The organism is Rugamonas rivuli (assembly GCF_009380165.1).
In the GTDB taxonomy this organism is placed as follows: Bacteria; Pseudomonadota; Gammaproteobacteria; order Burkholderiales; family Burkholderiaceae_D; genus Rugamonas; species Rugamonas rivuli.
Genome location: NZ_WHUF01000006.1, coordinates 26,399 through 37,934, shown reverse-complemented (window position 1 = coordinate 37,934; position 11,536 = coordinate 26,399). Strand labels below are relative to the sequence as shown.

Annotated in this window: 11 protein-coding genes; 10 read left to right on the top strand and 1 reads right to left on the bottom strand. The window is 62.8% G+C overall.

Annotated elements, in window-relative coordinates; translation table 11 throughout:
• Positions 1-323: 323 nt before the first annotated feature.
• Positions 324-1,013 (bottom strand): Crp/Fnr family transcriptional regulator, encoded by a 690-nt coding sequence (locus tag GEV01_RS21760; protein WP_008443538.1) that lies wholly within the window; start codon positions 1,011-1,013, stop codon positions 324-326.
• Positions 1,014-1,152: 139 nt separating this feature from the next.
• Here GEV01_RS21760 and GEV01_RS21755 point away from each other — a divergent pair, with 139 nt between their 5' ends.
• From GEV01_RS21755 to GEV01_RS21710, 10 genes are all read left to right on the top strand, one after another.
• The gene (locus tag GEV01_RS21755; protein WP_152807638.1) at positions 1,153-3,099 is read left to right on the top strand and encodes an AMP-binding protein; all 1,947 of its coding nucleotides are present in this window, start codon (positions 1,153-1,155) and stop codon (positions 3,097-3,099) included.
• 14 nt (positions 3,100-3,113) lie between these two features.
• The gene (locus GEV01_RS21750) at positions 3,114-3,947 is read left to right on the top strand and encodes an ABC transporter ATP-binding protein (protein ID WP_051077218.1); all 834 of its coding nucleotides are present in this window, start codon (positions 3,114-3,116) and stop codon (positions 3,945-3,947) included.
• A 2-nt stretch (positions 3,948-3,949) separates the two neighbouring features.
• Positions 3,950-4,846, top strand: coding sequence for a branched-chain amino acid ABC transporter permease (locus GEV01_RS21745; protein ID WP_328595605.1), 897 nt, complete (start codon positions 3,950-3,952; stop codon positions 4,844-4,846).
• Between the two features lie 19 nt (positions 4,847-4,865).
• Entirely contained in the window at positions 4,866-5,924 is a 1,059-nt protein-coding gene (locus tag GEV01_RS21740) for a branched-chain amino acid ABC transporter permease (RefSeq protein WP_152807636.1), read from the top strand.
• 32 nt (positions 5,925-5,956) lie between these two features.
• Positions 5,957-7,267 (top strand): ABC transporter substrate-binding protein, encoded by a 1,311-nt coding sequence (locus GEV01_RS21735; protein ID WP_152807635.1) that lies wholly within the window; start codon positions 5,957-5,959, stop codon positions 7,265-7,267.
• A complete protein-coding gene (locus tag GEV01_RS21730) occupies positions 7,264-8,103 on the top strand; it encodes an ABC transporter ATP-binding protein (protein WP_152807634.1) in 840 nt (279 codons plus the stop codon). The genes GEV01_RS21735 and GEV01_RS21730 overlap by 4 nt, the downstream gene beginning before the upstream one ends.
• 20 nt (positions 8,104-8,123) lie before the next feature.
• Complete coding sequence (locus GEV01_RS21725; RefSeq protein WP_152807633.1) at positions 8,124-8,471, top strand: MmcQ/YjbR family DNA-binding protein; 348 nt, start codon at positions 8,124-8,126, stop codon at positions 8,469-8,471.
• Between the two features lie 6 nt (positions 8,472-8,477).
• Positions 8,478-9,734 carry a phenylacetate--CoA ligase family protein gene (locus GEV01_RS21720; RefSeq protein WP_152807632.1) on the top strand — a complete coding sequence of 419 codons (1,257 nt, stop codon included), beginning with the start codon at positions 8,478-8,480 and terminating at the stop codon, positions 9,732-9,734.
• 100 nt (positions 9,735-9,834) lie between these two features.
• Complete coding sequence (locus GEV01_RS21715) at positions 9,835-10,404, top strand: hypoxanthine-guanine phosphoribosyltransferase (RefSeq protein WP_152807631.1); 570 nt, start codon at positions 9,835-9,837, stop codon at positions 10,402-10,404.
• Positions 10,405-10,425: 21 nt separating this feature from the next.
• Complete coding sequence (locus GEV01_RS21710; protein WP_328595588.1) at positions 10,426-11,526, top strand: helix-turn-helix transcriptional regulator; 1,101 nt, start codon at positions 10,426-10,428, stop codon at positions 11,524-11,526.
• The last annotated feature ends 10 nt before the right edge of the window (positions 11,527-11,536 follow it).

Sequence of the window (11,536 nt, the reverse complement as noted above, 5' to 3'; positions counted from 1 at the left end):
TTGTTCCGCAGCGCGCCGAAACCCGCAGTGATCATGATCGCCTCATCTCCTCCGACGGAAAATGGCGTTCAATCGAACAAGAGGATTATCACCAACGGATACGCAAAAGCCTCTTCATTCCTGGAAGTATATTTACGGCCACAGAAAATCAACACCACCAACGATAAGCCGCATATTAAGCAGTCGTAGAAAAATAGCAGCTCCAGCGATTCCTTCTGCTCGACCGTCAAATGCTGAAATTTGGCGCAAACGCGCTAAAAATTAGCATGATTTGAAGGCAAAAACTGCCCTGATCGGAAATTGGCAACGTATGGGAGTGGTGCTCAGGCCTCGTAGCGGCGCAGGCCTTCGAGGTCGAGTATGCGGATGCCGCCGTAATCAAGACTTAATAAGCCTTGTTTCTCCAGCAGCTGTAATGCCTGATTGGCGCGCTGGCGCGAAGCGCCGGACAGCAGGCCTAATTCCTCCTGCGATATCTGCACCAGTTTCTCCAATCCCGGATAAAGATGGGAATTAAACATGGACACCAGACAGCGCGCAACGCGCGTATCCGGATTTAATAAACGGTCATTTTCCACCATGCCGATAAACTGCCCCAAACGCTCATTCAATTGCATCAGCAAAAACCGCGTAAAAGGCAAACTCGTTTCCAGCAACCAATGAAAAGTAGAAATAGGCATACGGGCGATACGCGTATCGCGCAAAGCCATCGCATCGTATTTGAGTATTTCTTTTTTTAAAAGCGACCCCTCGCCAAACCAGCCGCCTGCCGGCACGCCGGTAAATGACACGCTTTTACCGGCCGCCGAGAAATTCGTCATCTTGACCATGCCGTCCATAATACCCAGCCAATTCTCCACCATCTCACCTTTGCGGCAAACATAACCCCCCTTGGCGACAAAGGTTTCAAAAGTCTCAGCCTCCACGCGCGCCATTTGTTCCGGCGTCAGACCCTGAGCCCAGATCGCCGTGCGCAATGCTTCTTTGAGGCTAATTTGATGTTGATTAGGCATTATTGCAACGCACCATGGAAAAGTCGGTCAAATGTCGCTGAAAAGACAACCTGACTTCCAGCGGCAGGCTAATATCATCACATAAAAAGGCTGCCGTATCAGAAGTTTAACAAGTACGAGCAAACAGCAACAGGAGACACTGGTGCATACACAGAACGAGACATTCCCGCGCTGGTTGCTGGCCCATGGCCGGCTCCGTCCAGGGAAACCCGCATTCCGCGAAAAATACCTGGGCATCTGGCAAAGCTGGACTTGGTCCCAGGTCAACGACGAAGTGCGGGCGCTGGCCTGCGGCCTGGCCGCCATCGGCTTCCAGCGCGGCATGAACCTGGCCATCATCGGCGACAACCGCCCCCGCCTCTACTGGTCCATGCTGGCCGCCCAATGCCTGGGCGGCGTGCCGGTGCCGCTGTACCAGGACGCCCCGGCCGCCGACATGGCCTACGTGCTGGAAAACGCCGAGATCCGCTACGCCATCGTCGAAGACCAGGAACAGGTCGACAAGTTGATGGAACTGCAAAGTTTATATCCGCATATCGAACACATCGCCTACGACGACGAACGCGGCATGCGCCACTACCGCCAGAAAGGCCTGCTGTCCTTCGCCCGCCTGCAGGAGCTGGGCCGCGCCTGGGACCAGGCCAATCCCGGCATGTTCGACAACGCCGTCAAGGCCGGCCAGGGCAGCGACAACGCCATCATCCTGTACACCTCCGGCACCACCGGCAAGCCGAAAGGCGTATGCCAGACCCACAACGCGCTGATCGCGGCCGGCACCGGCGGCGTCGGTTTCGAGAACCTCACCGACGAAGAAGACATCCTGTCCTACCTGCCGATGGCCTGGGTGGGCGACTGCCTGTTCTCCTTCGCCCAGGCGATGACGGCCGGCTTCACCGTCAACTGTCCCGAATCCGGCGACACCGTCATGACCGACATGCGCGAAATCGGCCCTACTTATTACTTCGCCCCGCCGCGCGTGTTCGAAAACATGCTGACCACCGTAATGATACGGATGGAAGACGCCGGCGCCATCAAGCGCCACATGTTCCACCACTTCATGGCGGTGGCCCGCCGCTGCGGCGCCGCCATCCTGGACGGCAAACCGGTGGCGCTGTCCGACCGCCTGGCCTACGCCGTGGGCCGGGTGCTGGTCTACGGCCCGCTGAAAAACGTGCTGGGCATGTCGCGCGTGCGGGTCGCCTACACCGCCGGCGCCGCGATCGGCCCCGACCTGTTCCGCTTCTACCGCTCCATCGGCGTCAACCTGAAGCAGTTCTACGGCTCCACCGAAACCTGCGCCTACATCTGTTTGCAACCGGACGGCCAGATCAAGTTCGACAGCGTCGGCCTGCCGGCGCCCGGCGTCGAGGTCAAGCTGGCCGACAACGGCGAAGTGCTGGTCAGGTCGCCAACATTGATGGACTGTTATTACAAGCGTCCCGACGCGACCAGCGAAGCGATCGACGCCGAAGGCTACTTCCACACCGGCGACGCCGGCCTGTTCGACCACGAAGGCCACCTGAAGATCATCGACCGCGCGGCGGACGTGGGCAAGATGAACGGCGGCGCCATCTTCGCGCCCAACTACGTGGAGAACAAACTCAAGTTCTTCCCCTTCATCAAAGAGGCGGTGGTGTTCGGCGACCAGCGCGACGAGGTCTGCGCCTTCATCAATATCGACATGGAAGCCGTGGGCAACTGGGCCGAGCGCCGCAGCATCGCCTACTCCGGCTACACCGACCTGGCCGCGCACCCGCAGGTGTATGGCCTGGTGCGCGACTGCATCGAGCAGGTCAACGCCGACCTGGCGGCCGAGCCATTGATGAGCGACACGCAGATCCACCGCTACCTGGTGCTGCACAAAGAGCTCGACCCCGACGACGATGAGCTGACCCGCACCCGCAAAGTGCGGCGCAAGTTCATCGCCGAGAAGTACGCGGTGCTGATCGCTGCGCTCTACAGCGGCAAGCAGTCGCAGTACATCGAAACGCAGGTCAAGTTCGAAGATGGCCGCAGCGGGCTGGTGGCGGCGGACCTGAAGATCGAGCCTTGCAAGACGTTCCCTGCCATCCAGGCAGCGGCATGACGGAGGACATCACCATGCAAATGAACGAACCAGACACCCATTTCGGTGCCGACGCAGACCCCGACCGCCGCAAGATCGGCCCGGTGATCCTCGACCTGAAAAACATCTCGCTGTCGTTCGGCGGCGTCAAGGCGCTGACCGACATCTCCTTCGACGTCAAACAGCACGAGATCCGCGCCATCATCGGCCCCAATGGCGCCGGCAAAAGCTCGATGCTCAACGTGATCAACGGCGTGTACCGCCCGCAGCTGGGGGAGATCATCTACCGCGGCGAGCACCGCAAGAATATGGACTGCCACGCCGCCGCCAAATCCGGCATCGCCCGCACCTTCCAGAACATCGCGCTGTTCAAGGGCATGACGGTCCTCGACAACATCATGACCGGCCGTAACCTGAAGATGAAATCGAACTTCCTGATGCAGGCCCTGTACTGGGGCCCGGCACGGCGCGAGGAAATCGCCCACCGCGTCAAGGCGGAGGAGATCATCGACTTCCTGGAAATCCAGGCGATCCGCAAGACGCCGGTGGGCCGCCTGCCCTACGGTCTGCAGAAGCGCGTGGAGCTGGGCCGCGCCCTGGCGGCCGAGCCGGAAATCCTGCTGCTCGACGAACCGATGGCCGGCATGAACGTCGAAGAGAAGCAGGACATGTGCCGCTTTATCCTCGACGTCAACGACCAATTCGGCACCACCATCGTGCTGATCGAGCATGACATGGGCGTGGTGATGGACATCTCCGACCGCGTGGTGGTGCTCGACTACGGCAAGAAGATCGGCGACGGCACGCCCGACGACATCCGCTGCAACCAGGACGTGATCAACGCCTATCTCGGAAAGGCCTGCGAATGAACGTGAACTTTTTCTTTGAGGTGCTGATCGGCGGCCTGCTGTCCGGCGTGATGTACGCGCTGGTGGCGATCGGCTTTGTGCTGATCTACAAGGCCTCCGGCGTATTCAACTTCGCCCAGGGCGCGATGGTGTTCTTCGCCGCGCTGACCTGCGTGGGCATCGTCGACAAGCTGGGCGTGTCGCTGTGGGTGGCGATCCCGCTGACCATCGTGGTCATGATCCTGCTCGGCATCGCCATCGAGCGCGTGGTGCTGCGGCCATTGGTGAACCAGCCGGAGATCACGCTGTTCATGGCCACCATCGGCCTGGCCTTCTTCATCGAGGGGCTGGCGCAATTGATGTGGGGCTCGCAGGTGCACAAGCTGGAGCTGCCCATCGAGGATGTGCCGTCCGAATACCTGATGAACAAATTTAACATCCTCGTCTCGCAGTTCGACATCATGGCGGCCGCCGTTTGCGGCCTGCTGGTGACTGCGCTGGCACTGCTGTTCTCCAGGACCAAGGTAGGCCGCGCACTGCGCGCGGTGGCGGACGATCACCAGGCCGCGCTGGCCGTCGGCATTCCTCTGCAGCGCATCTGGGCGGTGCTGTGGGCGGTGGCTGGCCTGGTCGCGCTGGTGGCGGGCCTGCTGTGGGGCGCCCGCAATGGCGTGCAGTTCGCGCTGACCTTCGTGGCGCTGAAGGCGCTGCCGGTACTGATCCTGGGTGGCTTCACGTCGATGCCGGGCGCGATCGTCGGCGGCCTGATTATCGGCGCCTCCGAAAAAATGGCCGAGGTGTATATCGGCCCGCTGGTCGGCGGCGGCATCGAAGGCTGGTTCCCGTACGTGCTGGCGCTGATGTTCCTGCTGGTGCGGCCGGAAGGCCTGTTCGGCGAAAAAATCATCCGCAGAATCTGAGAGGCTAAAGGTACATCCCATGCTCTACCGCGAAGCAGGACAATTCAAAACCAGCTACCAGGCCGACAACCAGATCTTCCCCATCCTGCAGGACCGCATCGCGCTGTTCGCACTGCTGATGGTGGCGATCGTGGTGGTGCCGCTGTTCGCATCGCCGTACACCTTGTCCGCGATCCTGATCCCCTTCCTGATTTTCTCGCTAGCCGCGCTGGGACTGAACATCCTCACCGGCTACGCGGGCCAGCTGTCGCTAGGCACGGCCGCCTTCATGGCGGTCGGCGCCTTCGCCGCGTACAACTTCCTGGCGCGCTTGCCCGGCCTGCCGGTGCTGCTGGCCTTCGTGCTGGGCGGCTTGAGCGCAGCGCTGGTCGGCATCGCCTTCGGCCTGCCGTCGCTGCGCATACGCGGCTTCTACCTGGCCGCGTCCACGCTGGCCACGCAGTTCTTCGTGGTCTGGTGCCTGACCAAGATCCCCTACCTGACCAACTACAGCAGCTCCGGCGTGATCACCGCGCAGAAGATCGTCATCCTCGGCTACCAGTTCGACACGCCGGACCGCAAATACCTGCTGGTGCTGGGCGTGGTGGCGGTGATGGCGCTGCTGGCCAAGAACATGATCCGCTCCAACGTCGGCCGCTCGTGGATGGCCGTGCGCGACATGGACGTGGCGGCCGAAGTGATCGGCTTCCGCCTGATGCGCACCAAGCTGCTGGCCTTCGCCGTCAGCTCCTTCTACTGCGGCGTGGCCGGCGCGCTGTACGCCTACGCCTACCTCGGCACCGTGGAGCCGGAAGCCTACAACCTCGACCTGTCGTTCCGCATCCTGTTCATGGTGATCATCGGCGGCGTCGGCTCGGTGCTGGGCTCCTTCCTCGGCGCGGCCTTCATCGTGCTGCTGCCGGTGTTCCTGAACATCTTCGCCCACAGCCTGGCGCTGCCGACCAGCGTGGCGTCCAACCTGGAGCTGATGGTGTTCGGCGCCCTGATCATATTTTTCCTGATCGTGGAACCGCACGGTCTGGCACGTTTGTGGCAAATCGGTAAAGAGAAACTGCGTCTGTGGCCATTCCCGCACTGAACGCATACAACAATAACCTGGAGGAGTAGACAATGAAGCGCATCGCATCCCTGGCACTCGGACTCACACTGGTCGCATCCATACCCGCATGGGCGCAGCCCGCGGTGGCCGATCAATATGTCGCCCTGCCCTCGTATCGCGTGGGCCCTTATGCGGCGGGCGGTTCCGGCTTCTACGGCGGCATTATCGATTACTTCAACCTGGTCAACCTGTCGGGCGGCGTCAACGGCGTGAAGATCTCCTGGGAAGAATGCGAAACCGAATACAACCCTTCGCGCGGCGTCGAATGCTACGAGCGCCTGAAGACCAAGAACGGCGGCGCCACACTGGTCGAACCGCTGTCCACCGGCGTGGCCTACGGCGTGCTCGATCGCCTGCCGACCGATAAAATCCCGATGACGATGATAGGCTACGGCCGCTCGGACGCCGCCAACGGCAAGGTCTTCCCCTACGTGTTCCCGCTGATTACCAGCTACTGGAACCAGGCCGCCGCGATGATCAAATACCTCGGCGACAAAAACGGCGGCATGGACAAGCTGAAAGGCAAGAAGATCGCCTACCTGTACCACGACTCGGCCTTCGGCAAGGAACCCTTGCCGGTGCTGGACGCCTTGTCCAAGCAGTACGCCTTTGAGCTGATCAAGATCCCCGTCACGCCGCCGGGCACCGAGCAGCAATCGCAATGGCTGCAGATCCGCCAGGCCAATCCGGATCACGTAATCCTGTGGGGCTGGGGTTCGATGAACGCGGTCGCCATCAAGACCGCGCAGCGCAACGGCGTACCGCGCGAGAAAATCCTGGGCGTGTGGTGGGCCGGCTCCGAGGAAGACACCGTACCGGCCGGCGACGCCGCCAAGGGCTACAGCGCGATGACCTTCAACACGCCGGGCAACTACCCGGTGATGGACGAGATCCACAAAAAACTCTACGACGCCGGCAAAGGCAACCTGGCCGACCGCACCCGCATCGGCTCCGTGTACCACATGCGCGGCGTCAGCGCTGCCATCCTGTGGGTGGAGGCGATGCGCACCGCGCAGGAAAAATTCGGCAAGGGCAAACCGGTCAGCGGCGAACAAATGCGCTGGGGCCTGGAGCACCTGAACGTCGACGAAGCCCGCCAGAAAGCCATCGGCGCCTTCGGCATGCTGCCGCCGGTGAAGACCAGCTGCGACGACCATGAAGGCTCGGGCGCCGTCAAGGTCCAGCAATGGGACGGCAAGAAGTGGAACGCCATCACACCGAACTGGATCGTCGGCGACAAGGCCCTGACCCGCAAGCTGCTGGAAGAAAGCTCCGCAGCCTACGCGGCCGAGAAAAAAATCACTCCAGCCTGCGCAAAATGACGATCGCCGCCAGCACAGCAGCCGCTCCGGCGGCAGCGCCCTACCTGTCCGTGAACAACGTAGAAGTCATTTACGACCACGTGATCCTGGTGCTCAAGGGCGTGTCCCTGCAAGTCCCGCAAGGGAAGATCGTGGCCCTGCTGGGCGCCAACGGCGCCGGCAAGTCCACCACGCTCAAGACCATCTCCACGCTGCTGCGCGGCGAACGGGGCGACGTCACCAAGGGCGAGGTCCAGTTCAAGGGCGAACGCATCGACCAGCTCACGCCCAATGAGCTGGTGCGGCGCGGCCTGTCGCAGGTGATGGAGGGACGCCACTGCTTCGGCCACCTGACCATCGAAGAAAACCTGTTGACCGGCGCCTACACCCGCAGCGCATCGCGGGCGGAGCTGAAGGAATCGCTGGAGAAGGTCTACCACTACTTCCCGCGCCTGCGCGAACGGCGCGGCAGCCAGGCCGGCTACACCTCCGGCGGCGAGCAGCAGATGTGCGCCATCGGCCGCGCGCTGATGGCCAAGCCGTCGATGATCCTGCTGGACGAACCATCGATGGGTATCGCGCCGCAGATCGTCGACGAGATCTTCGGCATCGTGAAGGACTTGAACAGCAAGGAGAACGTCTCCTTCCTGCTGGCCGAGCAGAACACCAGCATCGCGCTGCGCTACGCCGACTTCGGCTACATCCTGGAGAACGGCCGCGTGGTGATGGAAGGCGCGGCCTCCGAGCTGGCCAGCAATGAAGACGTCAAGGAGTTCTACCTCGGCGTTTCCGGCGCCGGCCGCAAGAGCTTCCGCGACATGAAATTTTACCGCCGCCGCAAACGCTGGCTGGCTTGAGGAACAGAGGATCACAGCGCATGAATATCAAGCAGGCCAAGGCTTTGTGCCGCACCTTTCCCGGCGCGACCGAGGATACCAAGTGGGGCGCGGACCTCGTGTTCTCCGTCGGCGCCAAGATGTTCGCCGTCACGGAGCTGGACGACAAGGCCAAGGGCATCAGCTTCAAGGTGGAGGACGACCGCTTCCTTGAACTGACCGACCGCCCCGGCATCATCCCTGCGCCCTACCTGGCCCGCGTGAAGTGGGTGCACGTCGAGGACTTGAAAACCCTCAGCGACATCGAGGCAAAGGAACTGCTGACGCGCTCTTACGAACTGGTGTTCGGCAAGCTGACCAAGAAGCTGCAACGCGAAATTCAAGGATAAACAACCATGGCCGATACCTACGACAGTCTAGAAACGCGCGCGCCGGAACAACGCGAACGCGAACTGATGGCGCGCCTGCCGCAGCTGGTGGCGCGTGCCAAGGCCGCCGCCGGCTGGTCGCGCATCCTGCATGACATCAACGCCGCCGGCATCGACAGTCGCGCCGCGCTGGCGACGCTGCCGGTGACGCGCAAGTCCGACCTGCACGCGCTGCAGCAGAAGCAGGCGCCGTTCGGCGGGCTCAATACCACGCCGGTGGGCCAGCTGTCGCGCGTGTTCATGTCGCCCGGCCCCATCTTCGATCCAGAAGGACGCGGCCAGGACTGGTGGCGTTTCGCCCGGCCCATGTACGCGGCAGGCGTGCGCGCCGGCGGCCTGCTGCAGAACTGCTTCTCCTACCACTTCACCCCGGCCGCCTTCATGGTCGAAGGCGGCGCCGCGCGCATAGGCTGCGCAGTGATACCGGCCGGCGCCGGCCAGACCGAGATGCAGGTGCAGGCCATCAGCCACCTGCGGCCCGATACCTACATCGGCACGCCGTCCTTCCTGAAGATCATCGTCGAGAAGGCGCAGGAGCTGGGCGCGGATGTCAGCAGCATCAAACAGGCGCTGATGTCCGCAGAGGCGCTGCCCGAATCGCTGCGCAGCTGGTTCGTCGAGCACGGCGTGCCGCATGTGCTGCAATGCTATGCGTCGGCCGATGTCGGCAGCATCGCCTATGAAACCCAGACCGGCGGCGTGCGCGATCCCGGCATGGTGCTCGACGAAGACCTGATACTGGAAATCGTCCGCCCCGGCACCGGCGATCCCGTGCCCGACGGCGAGATCGGCGAAGTGGTCATCACCCTCTTCAATCCCGACTATCCGCTGATACGCTTCGCCACCGGCGACCTGTCGGCAGTGCTGACCGGCGTGGCGCCGTCGCCGTGCGGCCGCACCAACACGCGCATCAAGGGCTGGATGGGCCGCGCCGACCAGACCACCAAGGTGCGCGCGATGTTCGTCCATCCATCGCAGGTGCACGACGTCGCCCGCCGCCACCCGGAAATCGTCAAGGCGCGGCTTGTGGTCTCGGGCCACATGGCGCAGGACGTGATGACGCTGCACTGCGAAGTGGCCGACCCGAACGCCGCCGCCAGCGCCGCCGCCATCACCGAATCGATACGCGACCTGACCAAATTACGGGGCGAGGTGCGGTTTGCCGCCATCGGCAGCCTGCCCAATGACGGCAAGGTGATCGACGACGTGCGCGACTACAAATAAGCTACGGACGATTGTGGTGGAAAACCAACGGCATGCTATGGGCCGGGATATGGCGGATAATAGCGAACTCACCACCTGTTTTTAGAAGCCGAAGAAGACCATGCAAGACTTCCACCACAACCGCGCCCGCGCCCTGCTGGAAAACGCGGAAGAGCTGTTCAGCAAACAAGACGTCGACAACGCCGTGACCGCGATGGCCGACACCCTCAACGCCCGTTTCGACCGGCCGGACAGCGAAACCTTCCCGCTGGTGCTGGGCGTGATGGGCGGCGCGGTGGTCTTCACCGGCAACCTGCTGCCGCAGCTGACCTTCCCGCTCGAATTCGACTACATCCACGTCAGCCGCTACGGCGACGACGACCAGGGCGGACAAGTGGTGTGGAAAGTGGTGCCGCGTTCGAACGTGGCCGGCCGCGTGGTCATCGTGCTGGACGACATCCTGGACGAAGGCGAAACGCTGGCCCACGTCAAACAGCGCCTGCTGGACATGGGCGCGGCCGAAGTGGTGCTCGCCGTCTTCGCCGACAAGGCGATCGGCAAGGCCAAGCCGTGCAAGGCGGACATCGTCGGCATCACCATTCCGAACCGCTTCGTCGTCGGCTTCGGCATGGACGCTTATGGCTACTGGCGCAACCTGCCGGGCCTGTGGGCCATCCAGACCGAGAACTAAGCCTTACCGCCGCAGGCCGCAGTGATACTTTCATGGCTGTTCCTGCTGGCGATAGGCCAGGCCTTTCTGATGACGCTGACGCTGCTCAGCGTCCGCCAGCCGGAGATGCGCACCGCCAACCGGCTGCTGTCCGCGCTGCTGCTGGTGTTCGCGGCCATCATCGGCCATAACTGGCTGGGACTCAATCACCTCTACCGGCAATACCCGCACAGCGCGCTGGCCATCGTCACGCTGGGACTGGCCGTGGGGCCGCTGCAGTACCTCTATCTGCACGCCATGCTGTCCGATCAAAAGCTGGGGCGCCGCGCGCTGCTGCACTTCGCGCCGTTCGCCGTCGCCACGCTGGCGATGACGCCGTTCTATCTGCAATCGGCCGAACAGAAGCTGGCGTGGCTGAATCGCTGGGACGGCTGGCCGTGGTACATGACCGTGGCGGGGCTGGCCAAGCTGGCGATCCTGCTGGCCTACATCCGCGCCACCTACCTGCTGGTGGGGCGCGTTCCCGCCGATTCCGACCTGGTGCGCGACCTGCGGCGCCTGATGGGCATGTGGCTGGTCAGCGCGGTGCTGAGCATCGTCGCGCTGGCGATGGCGGTGCTGGACGTCGAGCAGCCGCTGTCGGCCGATGCGATGGATGGCATCTCGCTGATGCTGTTCGTGTTCGCGACCGCCTTCACGGCGATGCGGCTGCCGCTGGGTTATCGTCCGCGTACGCTGCCGCCACCGCCGCCGCCCAAGCCGCGCTATGCCGGCAGCCAGCTGTCCGACAGCGACCGCGAGGCGTTTTTGGCGCGGCTGAACGCCTGCATGGCGCAGGAGCAGCCCTACCGCAACGGCGAATTGAAGCTGGAAGACCTGGCCACGCAGGTGGCGATGACGCCGCACGAACTGTCCCAGCTGATCAACGAACACTGCGGCGGCAATTTCGCCGATTACCTGAACCGGCACCGCGTCGAAGCCCTGAAACTGGCCCTGCACGATCCCAGCCAGGCCGGTTCCAGCATCCTGGACCTGGCGCTGTTGGCCGGATTTAACAGTAAAAGCGCGATGAACCGCGTATTTAAAAAGCACACAGGCATGACGCCGGGCGAGTTCCGCGACCGGGCCGAAACCTCGGCCTAGCCGGGTGCCA